The organism is Arthrobacter sp. GQ119 (genome assembly GCF_059759125.1).
On the sequence record NZ_JCAXEA010000002.1, the window covers coordinates 177,989 to 198,176 of the forward strand.

At 66.9% G+C, this 20,188-nt stretch carries 22 protein-coding genes; 18 read left to right on the plus strand and 4 right to left on the minus strand.

What is annotated here, in order from left to right; genetic code table 11:
* Positions 1-72 precede the first annotated feature (72 nt).
* From AC6CH3_RS02720 to AC6CH3_RS02730, 3 genes are all read left to right on the plus strand, one after another.
* The gene (locus AC6CH3_RS02720) at positions 73-399 is read left to right on the plus strand and encodes a rhodanese-like domain-containing protein (RefSeq protein ID WP_498130995.1); all 327 of its coding nucleotides are present in this window, start codon (positions 73-75) and stop codon (positions 397-399) included.
* A 90-nt stretch (positions 400-489) separates the two neighbouring features.
* A complete protein-coding gene (pheA, locus tag AC6CH3_RS02725) occupies positions 490-1,470 on the plus strand; it encodes a prephenate dehydratase (protein WP_498130996.1) in 981 nt (326 codons plus the stop codon).
* 97 nt (positions 1,471-1,567) lie between these two features.
* Entirely contained in the window at positions 1,568-1,786 is a 219-nt protein-coding gene (locus AC6CH3_RS02730; RefSeq protein ID WP_487444448.1) for a hypothetical protein, read from the plus strand.
* Here the strand turns inward: AC6CH3_RS02730 and AC6CH3_RS02735 are convergent.
* A complete protein-coding gene (locus AC6CH3_RS02735; protein ID WP_498130997.1) occupies positions 1,783-2,862 on the minus strand; it encodes a diacylglycerol/lipid kinase family protein in 1,080 nt (359 codons plus the stop codon). The two genes, AC6CH3_RS02730 and AC6CH3_RS02735, sit on opposite strands and share 4 nt — an antisense overlap.
* A gap of 66 nt (positions 2,863-2,928) precedes the next feature.
* Between AC6CH3_RS02735 and serS the strand changes: the two genes are divergently transcribed.
* Together serS and AC6CH3_RS02745 are read left to right on the plus strand one after the other, a co-directional pair.
* Positions 2,929-4,209: a serine--tRNA ligase gene (gene serS, locus AC6CH3_RS02740; RefSeq protein ID WP_498130998.1), complete on the plus strand. Its 1,281-nt coding sequence runs from the start codon at positions 2,929-2,931 to the stop codon at positions 4,207-4,209.
* 148 nt (positions 4,210-4,357) lie between these two features.
* On the plus strand, positions 4,358-5,221 hold the full coding sequence (locus AC6CH3_RS02745; RefSeq protein WP_498130999.1) for an HAD family hydrolase: 864 nt from the start codon (positions 4,358-4,360) through the stop codon (positions 5,219-5,221).
* 33 nt (positions 5,222-5,254) lie between these two features.
* On the opposite strand, the gene AC6CH3_RS02750 is transcribed toward AC6CH3_RS02745, so the two are convergent.
* Positions 5,255-5,854, minus strand: a complete 600-nt coding sequence (locus AC6CH3_RS02750; protein ID WP_498131000.1) for a hypothetical protein — start codon at positions 5,852-5,854, stop codon at positions 5,255-5,257.
* 272 nt (positions 5,855-6,126) lie between these two features.
* Positions 6,127-6,615 carry an inorganic diphosphatase gene (locus AC6CH3_RS02755; protein WP_307099078.1) on the minus strand — a complete coding sequence of 163 codons (489 nt, stop codon included), beginning with the start codon at positions 6,613-6,615 and terminating at the stop codon, positions 6,127-6,129.
* 141 nt (positions 6,616-6,756) lie between these two features.
* Between AC6CH3_RS02755 and dacB the strand changes: the two genes are divergently transcribed.
* From dacB to hpt, 4 genes are all read left to right on the plus strand, one after another.
* Positions 6,757-8,265 (plus strand): D-alanyl-D-alanine carboxypeptidase/D-alanyl-D-alanine endopeptidase, encoded by a 1,509-nt coding sequence (gene dacB, locus AC6CH3_RS02760; protein WP_498131001.1) that lies wholly within the window; start codon positions 6,757-6,759, stop codon positions 8,263-8,265.
* Positions 8,266-8,370: 105 nt separating this feature from the next.
* Positions 8,371-9,504 carry a zinc-dependent metalloprotease gene (locus AC6CH3_RS02765; RefSeq protein ID WP_498131002.1) on the plus strand — a complete coding sequence of 378 codons (1,134 nt, stop codon included), beginning with the start codon at positions 8,371-8,373 and terminating at the stop codon, positions 9,502-9,504.
* Positions 9,505-9,662: 158 nt separating this feature from the next.
* On the plus strand, positions 9,663-10,712 hold the full coding sequence (tilS, locus tag AC6CH3_RS02770; protein WP_498131003.1) for a tRNA lysidine(34) synthetase TilS: 1,050 nt from the start codon (positions 9,663-9,665) through the stop codon (positions 10,710-10,712).
* 29 nt (positions 10,713-10,741) lie between these two features.
* Entirely contained in the window at positions 10,742-11,293 is a 552-nt protein-coding gene (gene hpt / locus AC6CH3_RS02775; RefSeq protein ID WP_205655128.1) for a hypoxanthine phosphoribosyltransferase, read from the plus strand.
* A gap of 164 nt (positions 11,294-11,457) precedes the next feature.
* On the opposite strand, the gene AC6CH3_RS02780 is transcribed toward hpt, so the two are convergent.
* Positions 11,458-11,790 carry an endonuclease domain-containing protein gene (locus AC6CH3_RS02780; RefSeq protein WP_498131004.1) on the minus strand — a complete coding sequence of 111 codons (333 nt, stop codon included), beginning with the start codon at positions 11,788-11,790 and terminating at the stop codon, positions 11,458-11,460.
* A 225-nt stretch (positions 11,791-12,015) separates the two neighbouring features.
* Between AC6CH3_RS02780 and ftsH the strand changes: the two genes are divergently transcribed.
* The 9 genes from ftsH to AC6CH3_RS02825 all read left to right on the plus strand — a co-directional run bounded on the left by ftsH (position 12,016) and on the right by AC6CH3_RS02825 (position 20,187).
* The gene (gene ftsH / locus AC6CH3_RS02785; protein WP_498131005.1) at positions 12,016-14,082 is read left to right on the plus strand and encodes an ATP-dependent zinc metalloprotease FtsH; all 2,067 of its coding nucleotides are present in this window, start codon (positions 12,016-12,018) and stop codon (positions 14,080-14,082) included.
* Positions 14,083-14,092: 10 nt separating this feature from the next.
* Positions 14,093-14,734, plus strand: a complete 642-nt coding sequence (gene folE, locus AC6CH3_RS02790) for a GTP cyclohydrolase I FolE (RefSeq protein WP_400577325.1) — start codon at positions 14,093-14,095, stop codon at positions 14,732-14,734.
* Positions 14,735-14,744: 10 nt separating this feature from the next.
* On the plus strand, positions 14,745-15,665 hold the full coding sequence (folP, locus tag AC6CH3_RS02795) for a dihydropteroate synthase (RefSeq protein ID WP_498131006.1): 921 nt from the start codon (positions 14,745-14,747) through the stop codon (positions 15,663-15,665).
* Positions 15,666-15,730: 65 nt separating this feature from the next.
* Positions 15,731-16,090, plus strand: a complete 360-nt coding sequence (gene folB / locus AC6CH3_RS02800) for a dihydroneopterin aldolase (protein WP_400577329.1) — start codon at positions 15,731-15,733, stop codon at positions 16,088-16,090.
* The gene (folK, locus tag AC6CH3_RS02805) at positions 16,087-16,641 is read left to right on the plus strand and encodes a 2-amino-4-hydroxy-6-hydroxymethyldihydropteridine diphosphokinase (protein ID WP_498131007.1); all 555 of its coding nucleotides are present in this window, start codon (positions 16,087-16,089) and stop codon (positions 16,639-16,641) included. Before folB ends, folK begins: the two co-directional genes overlap by 4 nt.
* Before the next feature lie 2 nt (positions 16,642-16,643).
* The gene (locus AC6CH3_RS02810; protein ID WP_498131008.1) at positions 16,644-17,171 is read left to right on the plus strand and encodes a DUF3180 domain-containing protein; all 528 of its coding nucleotides are present in this window, start codon (positions 16,644-16,646) and stop codon (positions 17,169-17,171) included.
* Entirely contained in the window at positions 17,152-17,664 is a 513-nt protein-coding gene (locus tag AC6CH3_RS02815) for a PH domain-containing protein (protein ID WP_498131009.1), read from the plus strand. Before AC6CH3_RS02810 ends, AC6CH3_RS02815 begins: the two co-directional genes overlap by 20 nt.
* The gene (locus AC6CH3_RS02820; RefSeq protein ID WP_498131010.1) at positions 17,661-19,259 is read left to right on the plus strand and encodes a PH domain-containing protein; all 1,599 of its coding nucleotides are present in this window, start codon (positions 17,661-17,663) and stop codon (positions 19,257-19,259) included. Before AC6CH3_RS02815 ends, AC6CH3_RS02820 begins: the two co-directional genes overlap by 4 nt.
* Positions 19,252-20,187, plus strand: coding sequence for a Rossmann-like and DUF2520 domain-containing protein (locus tag AC6CH3_RS02825; RefSeq protein ID WP_498131011.1), 936 nt, complete (start codon positions 19,252-19,254; stop codon positions 20,185-20,187). The genes AC6CH3_RS02820 and AC6CH3_RS02825 overlap by 8 nt, the downstream gene beginning before the upstream one ends.
* The last annotated feature ends 1 nt before the right edge of the window (position 20,188 follow it).

Genomic DNA, 20,188 nt, shown 5'->3' on the forward strand with positions numbered 1-20,188 from the left:
CGCCCAAGGGGCGCGCCCCGCCCGCTGGCGATACGCTGGTGCTAAGAGCTTGCGGCCAAGGAGAGGACTTCCATGAGCGACTATGAAACTGTCACCGTCAACGACGTTCCGTCGGACGCAGCCATACTGGACGTGCGTGAAGACTACGAGTGGGCGGCCGGGCACGCCGAGGGCGCCGTGCACATTCCACTGGACCAGCTGCCCGGCCGACTCGATGACCTGGACCCTGACGAGGATCTCTACGTCATCTGCCGCACCGGCGGTCGGTCCTTCCGCGCTGCCAAGTGGCTGGTGGGCCAAGGCTACTCGGCCGTCAATGTGGCCGGCGGCATGGACCAGTGGCTCGAGTCCGGCAAGCCGCTGGTCTCGGACAACGGCCTCAAGCCCGTGGTTCTCTGATTTTTTTGACGCCGTGGTTCCCAGGTGCCCGGACATTTCCGGCCCTGCGGTATCCCATGCCTTTTCACTCATAACCCAGAAGGAATACTGATGCCCGCCCCACGCCCCACCTACACCTTCCTTGGCCCGGAAGGCACGTTCACGGAGGCGGCGCTGATGCAGGTTCCGGGCTCGGCCACAGCCATCCGCATACCGTCCTCCAACGTCAACACGGCGCTGGACAAGGTGCGCGACGGTTCGGCCGACGCCGCCATGGTCCCGATCGAAAATTCGGTCGAAGGCGGGGTTACGGCCACGCTCGACGCCATCGCCACCGGCCAGGAACTGCGGATCATCAGCGAGGCGCTGGTCCCCATCAGCTTCGTGCTGGTGGCCCGCCCCGGCGTCGACATCACGCAGATCCGGCGGGTTTCCACCCACGGCCATGCCTGGGCCCAGTGCCGCCTGTGGGTCGATGCGAATATTCACGGTGCTGAATATTTTCCCGCCTCCTCCACCGCCGCCGCGGCGATGGAACTGCTGGAGGACGACGCACACTACGATGCAGCGATTTGCGCCCCGATTGTCGCGGCGGAACAGCCCGGGCTCCAGGTGCTGGCCGAGAACATCGGGGACAACCCTGGGGCAGTCACGCGCTTTGTCCTCGTCAGCCGCCCCGGCGTCCTGCCGGCCCGCACCGGCGCCGACAAGACCACAGTGGTTGTGCCGCTGCCCGAAGACCGCCCCGGTGCGCTCATGGAGATCCTCGACCAGTTCGCCACCCGCGGCGTGAACCTCAGCCGGATCGAATCCCGCCCCACGGGTCAATACCTCGGCCACTATTTCTTCAGCATCGACGCCGACGGCCACGTCGCGGACGCCCGTGTGGCGGACGCCCTCGCCGGGTTGCACCGCATCAGTCCGGCCACGCGGTTCCTGGGATCGTACGGGCGGGCAGACGAACAAAGCCCGGTGGTGGCGCCGCACACGTCCGACGAAGCATTCCGTGCTGCGCATGCTTGGGTCGGAGAAATTCTGGCTGCCGAAACTCTGGGGTCAGAAATGGCCGCGAATGCTTCGCCCACAGCGTAGACAAATGCCGCTGGCGGTACTTCCCTGCCCCTAGGACTGTGCGTATGCTTGCCTGATCAACATGGGGGGTGGGTGGCCCAAACGAAGGGAGCGGGTCATGTCAGATAACGCCAGAACCGACAACGACGGCCAGGGAATGATCGTCAATCCCAAACCGACCGCAGAAAACCAGGACTGGGACGGAGACGACGCGGACCGGGCCGACCGCCTGCGCTTCGAAGAGGAGCAGGCCATGATCCGCGAGCAGTCCGAGGCCCGCGCCGCAGCCAAAGCTGCAGAGGCCGCCAAGCAAACTGGTACCGCCAAATCCGCCTAGGCCACGCCACCCGCGCCGAAGCCGGGCAGTGCCCTGACCCTGATGAGCAGTGATCTGGGATCGACCTGAACCGTGACCTTAGTGGCTTCCCCTGTGATGTCGCCGTCCAGCTGGGTTGGCATGGGCTCCGGGCACTTGATGACCACCCTGCCGGAACGGTACACGCTCATCACGGGCAGGTGCCGCTTGTGCTTGAACAGGATCTTGGCGTACATCGCCAGCCACCCGACGGCGCTCCGCGGGCTCATGACCACCACGTCAAGCATCCCGTCGTCGATCATGGCCTGGGGAATCAGGTCAATGCCGCCCGGGACGAGCCCGCAATTGGCAAACAGGACACTGCGGATCTTGCGTGACTGTTCGGGCTGGCCGTCCAGCGAGATCGACACTTTCTTCCTGCGCCCCTGCAGATGACGTACTCCCGACTCGGTGTAGGCGAGCCAGCCCACAGCCCGCTTGAGGCCGTCGCTCGTATCGCCCACCACCTCGGCGTCCATGCCGATGCCCGCGATCACCAGGAACGCATGTTTCGATGTGCGGCCGGTTTGGGCATTCTCGATGGCCATCCGTGCCGTATCGATGTAGCGCTGGTGTCCGAAGAGCGCCGTCTGGATGTTGCCCTGGAGGTCATAGACATCCAGGTCGACGTTGCGGGCGAGCAGGTTCCCCGTTCCGAGGGGAATCAGGCCCATTGCGACATTGGTGTGGGCCAGGGACTCGGCCACCACGCGCACCGTGCCGTCGCCGCCGCCCACGAGAACGACGTCGGCCCCGTATTCCAGCGCCGCCCGGACCTGTGAGTGGCCGGGGTCCTCCGCCGTCGTCTCAAAGAACCGCGGGGCCTCCAAACCGGCCGTGAGGCAGGCGTGCTGGATGCCGGCGCGGGCCTCGGCAGCTTTCGCCTTGATGGGGTTCAAAACTACCGCAACCCGTTGGCGTTCCAGGCCATGGGCGTGTGGATCCTCCCGCACCGCGCTCCGCGCGTGCAGCGCTTTAAGGCTGCGCACGCCCCACCAGCTGGAGACGGCGAATGCCAGGGCTCCAACGATCAGGACGTACAGAAACAGGTCGCTCATGGTGCTTCAACACTATCCCGCCGGACCTCGCCGCGGCCTGCCCTCCGCATTCGATACTCTTGTGTGGTGATCGACGTAAAAGACCTCAGCGAAAATCCGGAAAAGTACCGCTCCAGCCAGCGTGCCCGTGGGGCGGACGAAACCGTGGTGGACGCGATCATCGATGCGGACGCGGCCCGCCGCTCGGCCTTGATCCGTTTCGAAAACCTCCGTGCGGAACAGAACGTGTTCGGCAAGAAGGTGGCCCAGGCCAAGGGCGAGGAAAAGCAGGCGCTGCTCGCTGAGGTCAGGGAGCTCGCCGGTGCCGTCAAGGCAGCCTCCGCCGAAGCGGATGCCGCGCAGGCTAAGCAAGAAGAACTGCTGCGCACCATCCCCAACCTCATCGAGGACGGCGTGCCCGCGGGCGGCGAGGACGACTACGTGGTGGTCAAGAGCGTCGGCACCCCGCGCGAGTTTCCCGACTTCGAGCCGCGGGACCACCTGGAAATCGGTGAGCTGATCGGCGCCATCGACATGGAGCGCGGCGCCAAGGTCTCCGGTGCAAGGTTCTACTTCCTCCGCGGCGTCGGCGCCCGGCTGGAAATGGCCCTGCTGCAGATGGCAATGGACCAGGCCATCGAGGCCGGCTTCATCCCCATGATCACCCCCACGCTGGTGCGCCCCGAGACCATGCAGGGCACGGGCTTCGACGTAAAGCACGACGCCGAGATCTACCGTCTCGCCGAAGACGACCTGTATCTTGTGGGTACCTCGGAGGTGCCCCTGGCGGGGTACCACGCGGACGAGATCCTGGATCTCACGGCAGGTCCCATCCGTTTCGCCGGCCAGAGCTCCTGCTACCGCCGCGAAGCGGGGTCGCATGGCAAGGACACCCGTGGCATCATCCGCGTGCACCAGTTCAACAAGGTTGAGATGTTCATTTACACCACGGTCGAAGAGGCCGCCGCGGAACACGAGCGCCTGCTCGCCTGGGAAGAGGAAATGCTGGCCAAGTGCGAGCTGCCGTACCGCGTGATCGACACCGCGGCCGGCGACCTCGGCATGTCCGCCGCCCGCAAGTTCGACTGCGAAGCCTGGGTCCCCACGCAGGGCGCCTACCGCGAACTCACCTCCACCTCCAACTGCACCACGTTCCAGGCCCGCCGCCTGAACATCCGTGAACGCGTCCTGAATGAGGACGGCGCACCGAAGGGCACCCGGCCGGTGGCCACGCTCAACGGCACCCTGGCCACCACGCGCTGGATTGTCGCCATTCTGGAACACCACCAGAACCCGGACGGCTCTGTGAACGTGCCCGCGGCGCTGCAGAAGTACCTCGGCGGGCTCCAGGTCCTGCCCGTCCTGTAGCCAGGACACGCCTGCAGCCGGGAGCGATATATGGCACTTGGGTAAACACTCACACTGGGGATGAGCCTGTGAATATTTACCCGGTGTTCATGCGGCCTGTGGCCTGAGTCCTAGCAGGGTGTCAGGGGTGTCTGGTCTACTAATAGGCATGACTACACTGACTGAATCCTCAGCCGCTGGCATCGAAGACCAGCGAGAAACCGAAGACCGGCGGGAAACCGCACAGAAGCTCATGATTGCCCTGGATGTGGACGGCACCCTCGTGGACCACGACGGCCACATGTCCGCCCCCGTCCGTGAGGCCGCCCAGGCCGTGGTGGCGGCAGGCCACGAGGTCATGATCGCCACGGGCCGTTCGCTCAACGCAACCCTGCCGGTGATTGAGCAGATCGGCATGGACCGCGGTTATGCTGTCTGCTGCAACGGCGGCGTCACGCTGCGCCTGCACCCTGAACTGCCGGACGGCTACGAAATTATCCACAAGGCCACCTTCGATCCCGGCCCCGCCCTCCGCGCCCTCCGCAAGCGTCTTCCCACGGCCAAATACGCGCTCGAGGACGCGGACGGCAACTTCCTGTCCACAGAACGCTTCCAGGACGCGAGCTTCGGGGTCGAAGCCGTCGGCGTCGACTTCCAGACCATGCTTGAAGCCACCGCCGTCCGTGTCGTGGTGTTCAGTACGGAGAACACCCCCGAGGAATTCAACGAGGCCATCCAGCACATCGGCCTCGCCGGCGTCACCTATTCGGTGGGCTGGACCGCTTGGCTGGACATTGCCGCGGCCGGTGTCACCAAGGCCAGCGCCCTTGAGAACCTCCGCAGCAGGCTCGGCATGGAGTTGTCCAGCACGGTGGCCATCGGCGACGGCCGCAACGATATTGAAATGCTCACCTGGGCGGGTCGCGGCGTCGCGATGGGCCAGGCTCCGGAAGAGGTGGTCGCCGTCGCAGATGAGGTCACCAAGTCCGTGTACGACGACGGCGCAGCGCTCGTTCTGCGCAGCCTGCTGTAACGCCGGGGTGCTGTGGCGCCGGGGTGAAAACCTCTAGCGCACCTCGAGTATGAGGGAGAGCAGCCGGGCCGCGGCGGGCCGGGCGGCGTGCTCCTCGTTCCACTGCGAGCGTGCCACGGCCTTGCTGACGGCCTGGGCCGTAATGCCGAGTTCCGCAGCCACCGCCTTTTGCTGGCCGCGAACACCCGGGGTCAGCAGGTCCAGGACCCGCCATTCGGCCTCGCTCCTGTCGCGGACAATATGGCCCAGGATGCGGAGCACCGACTCGGCCTCCGCGGCCAGATCCACCAGCGGCCCTTCGACCGCCACAGGAATCCGGTCCTTGCTGTTGTGGAGCCGGTCCACTGCGCGGCGCGCATAGACCAGCCCGTGCCCGGAGGCGTCCTTGATCTGGTTGGGCAGCGGCTCGTTCACCGGCCCTACGCCGATTCCCACGTACCAGCTCCCGCACCGCAGTGCAATCATGGCGGCTTCCACGGTCTGATGCGGAGAGTCCAGGATGCCCTGAACCTCGTCCTCCACGGAGCGGTCGAAGTCCAGGCGCGCCGGGATATGCCGGAGGTCCTTGAGGAGGTGCGGGACCCGGTCGCCGTCGCGCCGGCTGTCTGTTTGGTTGATAGTCAGCGTGAACATGGTGGACATCAGACTACCCGGTGGTAGCTCGGAGGCAAGTGCCGGAAAACGCAAAAGGGAGGGTGCGGTTCAACGAACCGCACCCTCCCCACCGCATCCCTAACCTCGCTGCGCTCGGCCAGGGAACCCGGGCGGCGTGGGCCCCCACCGCATCCCTAACCTCGCTGCGCTCGGCCAGGGAACCCGGGCGGCGTGGGCCCCCCACCGCATCCCTAACCTCGCTGCGCTCGGCCAGGGGACCCGGGCGGCGTGGGCCCTGCCCGGTGGCGGCGTCAGTGTGCCGCGGGCACGTACCGCTTGATGGAAGCTTCGAGCTCGGCCTCGGCCGCTGCGCGGTCGGCCCAGCCCTCGGCCTTGACCCACTTGCCGGGCTCAAGGTCCTTGTAGCGGGTGAAGAAGTGCTCGATTTCCTTGATCAGGAACTCGTTGACATCGCTGACTTCCTGGATGTGGTCGAACCGGGGATCGGCCGGCACGCAGAGGACCTTGGCGTCCCCGCCACCGTCATCGGTCATGTTGAAGACGCCGATGGGACGGGCTTCAACGATGACGCCCGGGATCAGGTCGAAGTCCTGCAGGAGCACCAGTGCGTCCAGCGGATCGCCGTCTTCGCCGAGGGTGTTCTCGAAGAAACCGTAGTGCGTGGGGTACTGCATGGACGTGAAGAGGACGCGGTCCAGGCGGACTCGCCCGGTCTCGTGGTCGACTTCGTACTTGACGCGCGAACCCTTGGGGATCTCGATGGTCACGTCATGCTTCATGGAATGGCTCCTCGACAATTGCTGGGTGTTCGCGGCACGCTGAAAGGACAGTCATTGCCGCCGACTACTATTGAGGATATAGCGAGAGTCCCAGGTTTCAGGAACTAATGGGGTAATTTCAGAACTTTGAGGACCAACAGCATGAGGGGCACCACGGGCACGGCAACGGGCCGCGAAAGACTTACCGCGCAGTACCATACGCTGGTGCGGGCTTGGCCCAGCATGCTTCTCACCGTGCTTCTTGCCGCCCTGGCCCTTCCTGCCGGGATGCTGATTGCCCCGGCCCTGAGCGGTGCGGCCCAGTCCGCGCCGGGGCCGTCCCAGACCCCTGGATGGCAGCTCGAGCCGGAGTGGCTGTCAGTTCCCCAGGGCATCGGCCCGTTGAGCACTACGGCTCCTGTCCCGGTGCCTGCCGAGGTGGCCGCCAGGCTGGATCCCGTCCTCAGGACCGACGGCGGCGGCAGCTTTACGGGGGTTGTCCAAGACGCCGCCACAGGCAAGGTGCTGTTCGACCGGGACGGAATGGCCAACAGGGTCCCTGCCTCGAACATGAAGCTGCTGACGGCCGTCGCGGCGCTGCGGGCGATCGGGCCGGATTCGCGTTTCGCCACCAAAGCCGTCGCGGGGCCAGTACCCGGGCCGGCAGGCGGCGCGTCACGGACCGTTGTGCTGGTGGGCGGCGGGGACGTCCTCCTTGGCGCCGGCGAGTCCGCCGAGGACAAGGTCCTGGGCCATGCCGGGCTTGCCACGCTTGCGAAACTGACCGCCGAGTCCCTGCGCAAGGAGGGCTTCGCCGGGCCGGTGCAGGTGCTCGTAGACGACTCCTTGTTCACCGGACCTTCCCTTAACCCGGCGTGGAACCCGAATGATGTCGCCGCCGGGGAGGCGGCCCCGCTCTTCCCGCTGGCGTTGAATTCGGCGCGCTTCGATCCCGCCGTCACCACCGGGCCCCGCCCTCAAGACGCCGCCATCCTCGCGGGGGAGGCGTTCGCTGCGCAACTCAAAGCGGCAGGTGCCGCCGCAGGCCTCAAGGTGGGCGCCGGCGTCGGACGTCTGGAAGGGAAACCGGCGGCGGACACCGCGGTTCTGGGCCAGGTGGAGTCGGCAACGGTCAGCCAGCAGGTGGACCTTATGTTGCGGGACTCGGACAACTACCTCGCCGAAACTTTGGGGCGGATGGCGGCGGTGGCTGCCGGGGAGCCGGGAAGCAACGAGGGCGCCACGGCCGCTGTGCTGCGGCAACTCACGGACCTCGGTATCCCTACGAGCGGCATGACGGTGGCGGATGTTTCCGGCTTGGCCCTCGCGAACCAGGTTTCCGCCCGCCAGTTTGCCGAAGTGGTGCGTGCCATCACCTCCGGGCCGGACACCCGGCTGCGTGCCGCTTTGGGTGGCTTCCCCGTGGCAGGCCTCACCGGGACGCTGGGCGACAGGTACGTCGACGATTCGAGCGCCGAGGGCGCGGGGCTGGTCCGCGCCAAAACCGGAACCCTGAACACCGTCATTGCGCTGAGCGGGTATGTGGTGGATGCAGACGGAAGGCTGCTGGTGTTCTCCTTCATCGGCAATGATCTGACACCGGGTGCGGCGGGCAACAAGCCCGCGCTGGACGCCTCGGCCACGGTGCTCGCGGCCTGCGGCTGCAGCTAGGCTTCACTGCCGACGGCGAACAGCCGCACGAGGGGTGCCCGCTTGCTGTTCGCCGGTCGGCGAACTTAAGGCGCAGAGCCGGAAGCGTGTGGTGTGATGGAGCGTATGGAGCCAACAGCAGGTAAGACCTCGGCCGCAGGCCAGACCTCCGCCCAGTCCCTGATCAACTGGGAGCTGGCCGCGTCCGCCGCCGCCCGGCTGACTCCCCCTGGCCCGTCCCTCAGCGCCCAAGAGATCGGCGAAGCCGTTGACCAGCTGCGCGGGGCTGCTGATGCGTCGGTGGCGCACGTGCACCACATCACCGGCCTGGATGCTGCCCGGGATCTCAGGGATTCCTCCGTCCTCGTGGTGGACCGCGCCTCCTGGGCCAGGGCAAACACCCAAAGCTTCGCCGTCATGCTCAAACCCGCCATGGAACGGATGCTGGAGAACCGCAAGGGCACCATCAGCCCCGGTGCCGCCAGCGTCAGCGGCGCCATCACCGGCAGCCAGCTCGGCGCGGTGCTGGCGTTCCTTTCCAGCAAGGTCCTGGGCCAGTACGATCCCTTCGCCGCGCTTGCCGAAGGTTCCACCGCCCCGTCGGGCGGCCGGCTGCTCCTCGTTGCGCCGAACATCATTTCCGTCGAGCGGGAGCTCAATGTGACGCCGGAGGATTTCCGGCTCTGGGTCTGCCTGCACGAACAGACGCACCGTGTGCAGTTTGCGGCGGCGCCCTGGCTGCGGCACCACATGCTCAACGAAATCGACAACCTCAGCAGCCATCTCCTCGGCAACGTCGATTCACTGATGGAGCGGGCGTCCGCGGCAGCCCGGTCCCTGAGGGACCGCACGGCGTCGGGTGACACCACCCCCGGCAGGGGCGCGATCCTCGATCTCCTGCAGAAACCCGAGGAAAAAGCTGCACTGTCCCACCTCACGGCTGTGATGAGCCTGCTGGAAGGGCACGCCAACGTGGTGATGGACGAGGTGGATGCCAGCATCGTCCCGTCCGTGAAGACCATCCGGCAGCGCTTCAACGACCGCGGGAAGGACCGCGGCGTCATCGAGAAATTCATCCGCAACTTGCTGGGTCTGGATGCCAAGATGCGCCAGTACAGCGACGGCGCCAAGTTTGTCCGCGCGGTGGTGGAAGTCGCCGGGATGGACGGCTTCAACCGCGTCTGGGACGCCGCCGGGAACCTCCCCACCGAGCCGGAAATCCACGACGCCAAAATCTGGCTCGACAGGATGGGGCTCTAATTTCCGTGCAGGGCGTTTCGGGCCGACCGGCCCCCGGCGGAGAGCCATCCAGAAGCGAGCCGCTCAGAAGCGGCGAGCCAGTGCGAAGCGGCGAGCCACTGCGAAGCGGACGACGGCGGCCCGGGCGCCTGGCGCCGGTCGTCGGCAGCGCGCGGAAAATGTTGCAGGACGCGCTGGCCCAGGCAGGCTATCCGGAGCGGGTGCTCGTGGCCTGCAGCGGCGGGCCTGATTCGCTGGCGCTGGCTGCCGTGGCTGCCTACTTCGCACGCCGCGGCCATGTGGACGGCCACGCTGTGGCCGTGGGCGCCGTGGTGGTGGACCACCAACTGCAGCCAGGCTCCGCGGACGTGGCGGCCCGTACTGCCGAAACACTCAGGGAACTTGGCCTCAACCCGGTACTGGTGCGCGCGGTGCACGTTGCGGCGAGCGGATTCGGGCCGGAGGCGGCAGCCCGGGATGCGAGGCACGCGGCACTGGAAGCGGCCGCGGCGGAGTGGGAGGCGGACGCGGTCCTTCTTGGGCATACCCTCGATGACCAGGCCGAGCAGGTTCTGCTGGGCTTGGCCCGCGGCTCCGGAACCAGGTCCCTGGCCGGGATGAGGCCGGCGCGGGGAAAACTGCTGCGGCCCTTCCTCGGACTGCGGAGGGCAGACACGCTGGAAATTTGCCGGGCCGAGGAACTCGATCCGTGGCACGACCCCACCAATGCTGACCCTTCCTTTGCACGCTCGCGGACCCGGGTGGAGGTCATGCCCCTGCTCGAGGAAAAACTCGGTCCCGGAGTCGCGGAGTCCCTCGCCCGGACCGCGGCCATCCTCCAATTGGACGCTGACTACCTGGAGGAGGTGGCGGACAGCACGTTCGCCGCGCTCGCGGAGCGGTCCGACCGGGACCTCAGCCTGCCCGAAGAAGCCCTGAACGGACTGCCCCCGGCCATCAGGTTCCGGGTGATCGCGAAGGCGGCGGCCGACGTCGGCGGTCAACAGCCCAGCTACCAGCGGCTGCTCGCTGCCGAGGCCCTGCTGCGGCGGAAGGGCTCGGCGGGCCCGGTGGAATTGCCCGGCGGAGTGAGCGTGTACCGCCTTTCGCTGGCGCAGCTGCTGGCAGAAGCCCCAAGCGGGCCGGCCACGGGCGAGGCTGGGGTTCCCCGAGGGGGCGCCCGCTGTGGGAAGCTAGTATTCCGGCCTCACAAACCGATCCGTTCATAGCCGCACCCGCATCTACACAGGAGCATTTGGTGGATTCATCCGACGTCCAGGCAGACCTCAAGCACGTTCTCTACACCAAAGAACAGATTCAACAGCGCATCACTGAACTCGCGGCGGAGATCGACAAGGACTATGAAGGCCGCGAACTCCTCATCGTCGGCGTGCTGAAGGGCGCGGTCATGGTCATGGCCGACCTCGCGCGTGCCCTCCACAGCCACGTGTCCATGGACTGGATGGCCGTTTCCTCCTACGGCTCCGGCACGCAGTCCTCCGGCGTGGTCCGCATCCTCAAGGACCTCGACACCGACCTCATGGGCAAGGACGTGCTCATCGTCGAGGACATCATCGATTCCGGTCTCACGCTCTCCTGGCTCAAGACCAACCTGGAGTCCCGCGGCACCGCCTCCGTCGAAGTCTGCACGGCATTCCGCAAGCCGACGGCCGCCAAGGTGGAGATCGACGTCAAGTACGTCGGCTACGACATCCCCAACGAGTTCGTGGTGGGCTACGGCCTGGACTACGCCGAAAAGTACCGCAACCTGGACTTCGTGGGCACCCTGGCGCCGCACGTCTACGAGTAATCTCTGCAGCCCGCCGGGGCTTCGCATTTCTGCACCGCTTTCGGTGGCCGCGCCGCCGTCGGGCCGCCTGAAATGGGGGTCCGGCGGCGGCGCGACTGTGTTAAGGCCGCCTAAAGACGAGCAGAAATGCCGCGCGGGCCCCGGGTGGTGCGGGCTGCGCGGCGTTAGCGGGTTGTCCGCGGGGGAGTGGCGAGAGCCAGCCTGATCTGTTCCAGCATCTGCTCGGGCCGGTGCAGCACGTCCTCGTAAAGGTACCGCAGCACCCGGTAGCCGGCGGCCGCGCCAACATTGTTCCGCCGGATGTCCTTCTTGAACTGGGCCTTGTTGAAGTGGAAACCCACGCCGTCAATCTCAACAATCAGGCATCCGTTGATCAGGAAGTCCACATAACCCATGCCCTCAAGGAACACCTGGGTCCGGACCTCGAATCCGTGCCGTCGAAAGAGGACACGGGCCACCGTTTCCAGCAGCGAGTCCGCTCCGTGCTCCAAAAGCATTCCGCGGGGGCAGGATCCGGCGCGGCGCTAAAGTGGTGCAAAAATGACAGGCCAGGCCGACTTCCCCGCCACACGCACCCGGGACTACGCCCATAGGGAACTTTTGCCGTACACCGTGCGTGAATTAGTCCGGCGGTGTAATGCTAGAAGCTGAAGCAGCACCACACGCGCGCAGCCACGCGCCGTGCAGCACTACCAGGAGGGACGGGGCCAGCCCCCGAACAGATGAAAGCTAAGAGTTTCTTCAAGGGCCCGGGCATCTGGATCATTGTTGTGGTCGGCATGCTCCTGCTGGCCTTTGCAACGTTGGCTCCGGGCGGTGCGACGCGGATCGACACCCAGCCGGGCCTCGAGCTGCTGGCCGAGAGCGGCAAGGTCGAACAGGCAAAGATCTTCGACGGCGAGAACCGCGTGGACCTGGTCCTGAAGGACAACCTGGTCATCGACGGGCAGGACAAGGGCAAAAACGTCCAGTTCTTCTTCGTCAACGACCGTGGGCCGGACGTGGTCAAAGCCGTCACAGATTCCAATCCCTCCAAGGGCTACACGGACCAGCCGGTAGAGAGCAACTGGCTCTCCGGGCTGTTCTCCCTGCTGATCCCCGTGCTGCTGCTCGGCCTCCTGTTCTGGTTCCTGCTCTCGCGCATGCAGGGCGGCGGTTCCAAGGTCATGCAGTTCGGTAAGTCCAAGGCCAAGATGGTCAGCAAGGACATGCCGCAGGTGACCTTCGCGGACGTCGCCGGCGCCGATGAAGCCGTTGAAGAGCTGCAGGAAATCAAGGAATTCCTGGCCGAGCCGGCCAAGTTCCAAGCTGTTGGTGCCAAGATCCCGAAGGGCGTGCTCCTGTACGGTCCTCCGGGCACGGGCAAGACCCTGCTGGCCCGCGCCGTCGCAGGCGAGGCCGGAGTGCCGTTCTTCTCGATCTCGGGTTCGGACTTCGTTGAAATGTTCGTCGGTGTGGGCGCCTCCCGTGTCCGCGACCTCTTCGAACAGGCCAAGGCCAACTCGCCGGCCATCATCTTCGTCGACGAGATCGACGCCGTCGGCCGCCACCGGGGTGCGGGCATCGGCGGCGGCAACGACGAACGCGAGCAGACCCTCAACCAGCTGCTCGTCGAAATGGACGGCTTCGACGTCAAGACCAACGTCATCCTGATCGCTGCAACCAACCGTCCCGACGTCCTGGACCCGGCGCTGCTTCGGCCCGGACGCTTTGACCGGCAGATTTCCGTCGAGGCCCCGGACCTCGTGGGCCGCGACCAGATCCTCCAGGTGCACGCCAAGGGCAAGCCGATCGCGCAGGGCGTGGACCTCAAGGCCGTGGCCAAGAAGACCCCGGGCTACACCGGCGCAGACCTCGCCAACGTACTGAACGAGGCCGCGCTGCTGACCGCCCGCTCCAACGCCAACCTGATCGATGACCGCGCCCTGGACGAGGCCATTGACCGTGTGATGGCCGGCCCGCAGAAGCGCAGCCGCGTCATGAAGGAACACGAGCGCAAGATCACGGCCTACCACGAAGGTGGCCACGCCCTTGTGGCGGCGGCGCTGCGCAACTCGGCGCCGGTCACCAAGATCACCATCCTGCCCCGCGGGCGTGCACTGGGCTACACCATGGTGGTCCCGGAAAACGACAAGTACTCCATCACCCGCAACGAGCTCCTCGACCAGATGGCGTACGCCATGGGCGGCCGCGTCGCAGAAGAGATCGTCTTCCACGATCCGTCCACCGGCGCCTCGAACGACATCGAAAAAGCCACGTCCACGGCCCGCCAGATGGTCACGCAGTACGGCATGAGCGAACGTGTCGGCGCGGTGCGCCTGGGGCAGGGCGGCGGTGAGCCGTTCCTCGGCCGCGACGCCAGCCACGAGCGCAACTACTCCGACCAGATCGCCTACATCGTCGATGAGGAGGTCCGCCGCCTGATCGACCAGGCGCACGACGAGGCCTACGCCATTCTTACCGAGAACCGCGACGTCCTTGACCGTCTGGCCCTGGAACTGCTGGAGCGCGAAACCCTGAACCAAGCCGAGATCGCCGACGTCTTCCGCGACATCCGCAAGCGCGACTTCCGCGAAGTATGGCTGTCCAAGGAGACCCGGCCGGTCCAGACCGCAGGTCCGGTGGAGTCGCGGCAGGAACGCGCCGAACGCGAGGCCCAGGAAGAAGCAAAGGAGGCGCGGCTGGAGGAACCGCTCGACGCCCTGCCGCCGCATCCGCAGGGTGTCCCCGAGGATGCCACCTTCCAGGGCGGAGTCACGGAAGCGGGCCCGGACGGCCATCGCGGCTAAGCTCTTTGCTGTGACTCACTTCGACGACGACGACTTTGCTGCCTCCGCCGATCACTCGGCGGCGGGCGGATCCGGCAAGCACCACCACAAGGTGGACAGGCCACGGATTGAAGCGGCCGTGCGGGAAATCCTGCTGGCCATCGGGGAGGACCCGGACCGCGGGGGCCTGCAGGATACGCCCAAGCGTGTCGCCAAGGCCTATGCCGAGGTCTTTGCCGGCCTGCACCAGGACCCGGCAACTGTCCTGTCCACCACCTTCGACCTCGAACACGAGGAGCTGGTGCTGGTCAAGGACATTCCGTTCTACTCCACGTGCGAGCACCACCTGGTGCCGTTCCACGGCATGGCGCACGTGGGTTACATCCCGTCACATGACGGCAAGGTCACGGGGCTGAGCAAGCTGGCACGCCTGGTGGACATCTACGCCCGCCGGCCCCAAGTACAGGAACGGCTCACCACGGAGATCGTCGAGGCACTGGTCACATATCTCAAGCCGCGCGGAGCCATCGTGGTGGTGGAATGCGAACACATGTGCATGTCCATGCGCGGCATCCGCAAGCCCGGGGCCAAAACCGTCACAAGCGCGGTCCGCGGGCAACTTCATGACCCGGCCACCCGTGCCGAAGCCATGAGCCTCATACTCGGAAGGTAAACAACAGACTATGGATTCCCTAGCTGCAGCACCTGGAACCGGACCCGCAACATCCCCGCTGCCCGTTCTGCGCAAACCGCGGCCGGCTGCCAAATTTGAAGACCTGCCCACCGGCCGCTCACTCGTCATGGCCATCCTGAATGTCACTCCGGATTCGTTCAGCGACGGGGGCAAGCACTCGACGGCGGACAGCGCCATCGCCGCCGGCCTCCGGATGTTTTACGCCGGAGCGGACATCATCGACGTCGGGGGCGAGTCCACCCGCCCGGGTGCAGAAGACGTCAGCCCCGAAGAGGAACAGCGCCGTGTGCTGCCCGTCGTCGCGGCCCTGGTCAAGGCCGGCGCCCTGGTCAGTATCGACACCACCCACGCCTCCACCGCGGAAGCTGCCCTTGAGGCGGGAGCCGCGATCATCAATGATGTCTCCGGCCTGACCCTCGAGCCGGGAATGGCCGAACTCGTGGCCCGGACCAAAGTGCCGTACGTCCTGACGCACCGCCGCGGCGACGCGAAGACCATGTCCTCCCTGACCGACTACCAGGACGTCGCGAATGACGTCGTCGCGGAGCTCAGGGGCGTGCGGGACAAGCTTTATGCCGCAGGCGTGCAGCCGGAGCAGATCATCATCGATCCGGGCATCGGCTTCTCCAAGACGGACGAGCAGAACTGGGAGCTCCTGAGGAACCTCGACCGGCTCGAGGCGATGGGCCACAAGGTCCTCATCGGGGTTTCGCGCAAGCGCTTTCTCGGCACCCTGCTGACGGTGTCAGGCAAGGCGGCGCTCCCGGAGGAGCGTGACGCCGCCACCGCCGCGATCACCGCGATCACCGCCGCCCGCGGCGCCTGGGCCGTGCGGGTGCACGACGTCGGCCCCAGCCTGGACGCTGTCAAGGTGGCCGCCCGCCTGGGCGCACCGAATCCCGGCCACTGATCAGGAAGACTGATCAGGAAGACTGAGCAGGAAAGACTGAGCAGGAAAGGCTGAGCTGGAAAACGATGGACAGGATCTCACTGCGTGGTGTCACGGCCACCGGCTATCACGGGGTGTTCGACTTTGAGCGCCGCGAGGGACAGCCGTTTGTGGTTGACGCCGTGCTGCACCTGGACTTTGGCCAGGCTGCAGCATCGGATGACGTCAGGGATACCGCCCACTATGGGGAAGTGGCAGGGCGGATCAAAGAGTGGATCACCGGTGAGCCCCTGAACCTGATCGAAGCCCTGGCCGTGAGAATGGCAGAGGGCCTGCTCAAGGAATTCAACATTCAGGCCGTGGAGATCACGGTGCACAAGCCGCAGGCGCCCATCGAGGTTCCTTTCGGCGACGTCGCCGTGAGCGTCTACCGGGAGCGGACATGAGCACGGCGCCCACCAGCGGCCGGTACACGCGGGCCGTCCTCGCCCTGGGCAGCAACCTGGGGGCGCGCAACGACACGCTGTCCGGGGCCGTGGCTGACCTCGTGGACCGGCCGGAGGTGCGGCTCCTCGCCGTCTCACCGGTCGTGCAGACCAAGGCAGTGGGCGGTCCGGAAGGCCAGCCTGACTTCCTCAATATGGTGATTTCCGTGGAGACCTCCCTGGAACCCCTCGACCTATTGAGGCACTGCCAGTCGGTGGAAAACAAGCACCACCGGGTCCGGGAGGTGCGGTGGGGGCCGCGGACCCTTGACGTGGACATCATCGTCTACGGGGACCTGGAAAGCTCGGACCCCGAACTGACTCTGCCGCACCCGCGCGCGGCGGAACGGGCCTTCGTGCTCTACCCCTGGTCTCTCATCGAGCCAACGGCAATCCTGAACGGGGAGCGGATCGGCGCGCTGGCAGCCCGGGCCGCCGACTTCGCGGACCTCACGCCGTTTGACGGCTTTGGCGACTTCAACGGAATTCCCACGGCGGGGGCGGTGGAATAGCAGTGAAGCCCATGAACCCGCTGCTGCTCGCGGCGGTCGGCCTGGCTCTGGCCATAGCCGGCTGGTCGGCAGCTGTCCTGACCGGCCGGTACGGACTGGCCACCCCGGTGCTGCCGCCTACCGGGCTGGTGACCATGGGCGTGATCGTGGTCCTCACCCTGGTGCTGGGCATCCGCGTGCTCCGGTGGCGGAACGGCAAGAAGAAAAAACTGCTCAACCCGATCCTGGCCGCCTGGACCCTGGTCCTCGCACAGGCCTGTGCCTACACGGGGGCCATGCTGCTCGGCTGGCACGCGGGGATCTTCGTTGAGCTGCTGCAGATCTGGAGCCTGCGGAACGGCCAGCAGCTCACGTGGCTCGCGCTCGGCATGGCCGGCGGCGGCCTGGTCATGATCGTGGTGGGGCTCGTCGTCGAACGCTTTTGCAGGATTCCGCCGGAAGACGGCGATGCCGAGGGTAACGGACTTCCGGGCCGGCCCCGTCCCGGCAAGGCCAAGGGGGAAGGCGAATATGCCTACCGCGGCGATTGATCCGCCCGGGGTTTCCTGGCTGCGCGTTTCGCCCAAATATGTCACGGTCCGCCTCGTGGAATGGGCTGTGGGCAACCTGATCACGGTGGCCGTCCTGAGCCTGCCCCTTGCCTTCCTGCTGCTGGACTGGTGGAGCTGGCCGCCGCTGTGGTTCGCCGTCGCGGTACCGGCGTTCGTCCTTGTCCTCGCGCTGTGGCGCCTGGTCCTGATCCCGCGGCAGGTCCGCGCCATCGGCTACGCGGAGCGCGACGACGACCTGCTGATCCGCGGCGGCATCTTCTTCCAGCGCGTCATGGTGGTCCCCTACGGCCGGATGCAGTACGTGGACATCAGTGTGGGCCCGATTGAACGGAGCCTGGGACTGTGCACGCTGAAGCTCCACACGGCATCCGCCGGGACCAACGCCACGATCCCGGGCCTGCCCACCGATGAGGGCGCGCGCCTGCGGGAACAGCTTTCGGCGCGCGGTGAAGCCAGGCTGGCCGGGCTGTGACCGCCGCCGGGCACTCTTCAGGAACGCCCGACGGCGAGTGGCTGCGGGTGCATCCGGCGTCACCTTTTGTGCGGGGCTGGGTGGCGCTTGCTGCCATCGGGTATTTCTTCGGGCGGGAGTCGTTCGAGCGGATGCTGCAGGGTGAGTCCCTGGTTGACGACCGGATAGCGGGCCGCACCCCGTTTCTCCTCGCCGGCGGTGCCATCATGCTGCTGCTGGCGGTTACCGGGTTCATCCTGTCCTGGTACTTCACCCGATACCAGGTGGCCGAAGGCTATGTCCGGGTCAACACGGGCTTCCTGTTCAAGCAGCAGCGCCAGGCCCGCCTGGACCGCGTCCAGGCGATCGACATCGTCCAGCCGCTCCTGGCGAGGATTTTCGGGCTTGCGGAACTGAAGTTCGAGGTGGCGGACGCCAGCGAATCCGCGGTGCGGCTGGCCTATCTCCGGCTGGCTGACGCCCGGCAGCTGCGCGCCACCATCCTGGCCCGTGCCTCGGGCGTGCAGCTGGAGCCCGGGCAGACCGAAGCAGCCGCACCGGAGGCGCCCGAACACCAGGTGCTGCGCGTCCCGCCGTCACGCCTTATCGGATCCCTGCTGCTGAGCGAGCAAAGTGCCTTCATCATCCTCGGCGGCGTGGTGTCCGTCGTGCTGTCCGCGGTCACCGGAAACAGGGGATTCTTCCTCTACCTGATTCCTGCGGCGCTGGGCCTGTTCGCCGCCTACTGGGGATCGTTCCACAAGGGATACAACTTCACGGCGGCCATCTCCCCGGACGGCATCCGGCTGCGCTACGGCCTGCTGGACACCCAGGCGCAGACCCTGCCGCCGGGCCGGATTCAGGCGCTGAGGGTGGTGCAGCCGCCGCTGTGGCGCATCTTCGGCTGGTACCGGATGCAGGTCAACGTGGCCGGGTACGGCCTCGTCGGAAACAACGGCGAGGGGGGATCGCGGACCACGCTGCTGCCCGTCGGGGGCGTCGGCGACGTGCTGAACATGCTGGCCATCGTCCTGCCGGACCCGGGAACCGCCGACCCCGTGGGGGTTTTCCGTGGCGGGCTGGACGGCCTGGATTCCGCCGGAGGTTTTGTCACCACGCCGCGCCGCGGCCGTTTCCTTGCCCCGCTGGGGTGGCGGCGGAACGGCTTCACGGCCACGGACACCGCCCTGCTGATGCGGTCTGGCCGCTGGTGGCGGCAGCTTGTGGTGGTGCCGCACCAGCGCACACAGTCGATGGCGTTGCACCAGGGTCCGCTGGCGCGCAGATTCGGAGTCGCCGATCTGGTGCTGCACACCACCGCCGGCCCCGTGATACCGCGCGTGATCCAGGCCGGCGTGGACGAGGCACGGGAGCTCTTCGACCAGCAGGCCGCCCGCGCCCGGGCCGCGCGCCGGCGCCAGACCAGCGAGCAGTGGCTGGCGCAGGTGGCCCCGCTGGTTGGGCAGCCGCCGCTGGTTGGGCAGCCGCCGGTGGCTGGGCCTCCCCACCAGCCCCCTAAGCTCGCAAGCTCGCCCAGGGAACCCGGCTGGCGTGGGCCCGCCGAAACCGATCCCGCTCCCCACCAGCCCCAACAGGAAGGCCCGCAACGTGGCTAAGCCCGGACGCCTTGGCGTTGGAATCATTGGCGCCGGCAAGGTAGGTGCAGTGCTGGGAGCCGCGCTGCGCGCGGCCGAACACGCCGTCGTCGGGGTTTCCGCGGTGTCAGAAGCAAGCCGGGAACGGGCCGAGACGCTGCTCCCCGGCGTTCCCGTCCTGGAGGTGCAGGACATTGTGGAGCGCTCGGAGCTGGTGGTCCTGGCCGTGCCGGATGACGCCCTGGGCGGGCTCGTGAAGGGGCTGGCTAAGCTCGGCGCGTGGCAGCCCGGGCAGCTCGTGGCCCACACGTCAGGCCGCTTCGGCGTCGGCGTCCTGCATCCGGTCCGTGCGGCCGGTGCCGTGCCGTTGGCCCTGCACCCGGCCATGACGTTCACCGGCATGAGCCTGGACCTGACACGCCTCCTGGACTGCACGTTCGGCGTCACGGCGGACGCTGCCATGCTGCCCATTGCCCAGGCATTGGTGGTGGAGATGGGGGCGGAGCCGGTGGTGATTGCCGAGGCCGACCGGCTCATTTACCACGCCGCGCTGGCGCACGGCTCGAATCATCTGGTCACCCTGGTGGCACAGGCGTCGCAGCTGCTCCGCGAGGTGGGCGTGGACGCCCCGGAACGCATGCTCGGACCGTTGCTGAGGGCCACGCTGGAGAATGCACTCGCCTCCGGCGAGTCGGCGCTGACCGGTCCCGTGGCGCGGGGAGATACTGGGACCGTCGCGGCGCATGCGCGTGCGCTCGGCGAGCACGACGGCGGTGCCGGCGGCGACATCCTCGCGGCGTACCTGGCGATGGCGCGGGCAACGGCGCGGCGGGCTGAGGGCAGGGGGCTGTTGAAGCCGGATCAGCTGGACGGTATCCGCGAAGCCCTCACGGCCACGGCTGACGACGAACCAGACGAAAACGGCCCCGGGGCCAAGGGAGGACACTGAC

Coding starts and splice junctions, on each gene's coding strand:
- AC6CH3_RS02735 (WP_498130997.1), bottom strand. CDS start 2,862: ATGAGCGACCTGTTTCTGTACGTCCTGATCGTTGGAGCCCTGGCATTC.
- AC6CH3_RS02765 (WP_498131002.1), top strand. CDS start 8,371: ATGGAGCCAACAGCAGGTAAGACCTCGGCCGCAGGCCAGACCTCCGCC.
- folK (WP_498131007.1), top strand. CDS start 16,087: ATGAGCACGGCGCCCACCAGCGGCCGGTACACGCGGGCCGTCCTCGCC.
- dacB (WP_498131001.1), top strand. CDS start 6,757: ATGAGGGGCACCACGGGCACGGCAACGGGCCGCGAAAGACTTACCGCG.
- ftsH (WP_498131005.1), top strand. CDS start 12,016: ATGAAAGCTAAGAGTTTCTTCAAGGGCCCGGGCATCTGGATCATTGTT.
- folB (WP_400577329.1), top strand. CDS start 15,731: ATGGACAGGATCTCACTGCGTGGTGTCACGGCCACCGGCTATCACGGG.
- pheA (WP_498130996.1), top strand. CDS start 490: ATGCCCGCCCCACGCCCCACCTACACCTTCCTTGGCCCGGAAGGCACG.
- AC6CH3_RS02745 (WP_498130999.1), top strand. CDS start 4,358: ATGACTACACTGACTGAATCCTCAGCCGCTGGCATCGAAGACCAGCGA.
- tilS (WP_498131003.1), top strand. CDS start 9,663: ATGTTGCAGGACGCGCTGGCCCAGGCAGGCTATCCGGAGCGGGTGCTC.
- AC6CH3_RS02720 (WP_498130995.1), top strand. CDS start 73: ATGAGCGACTATGAAACTGTCACCGTCAACGACGTTCCGTCGGACGCA.
- AC6CH3_RS02755 (WP_307099078.1), bottom strand. CDS start 6,615: ATGAAGCATGACGTGACCATCGAGATCCCCAAGGGTTCGCGCGTCAAG.
- folP (WP_498131006.1), top strand. CDS start 14,745: ATGGATTCCCTAGCTGCAGCACCTGGAACCGGACCCGCAACATCCCCG.
- AC6CH3_RS02815 (WP_498131009.1), top strand. CDS start 17,152: ATGCCTACCGCGGCGATTGATCCGCCCGGGGTTTCCTGGCTGCGCGTT.
- AC6CH3_RS02780 (WP_498131004.1), bottom strand. CDS start 11,790: ATGCTTTTGGAGCACGGAGCGGACTCGCTGCTGGAAACGGTGGCCCGT.
- AC6CH3_RS02750 (WP_498131000.1), bottom strand. CDS start 5,854: ATGTTCACGCTGACTATCAACCAAACAGACAGCCGGCGCGACGGCGAC.
- AC6CH3_RS02730 (WP_487444448.1), top strand. CDS start 1,568: ATGTCAGATAACGCCAGAACCGACAACGACGGCCAGGGAATGATCGTC.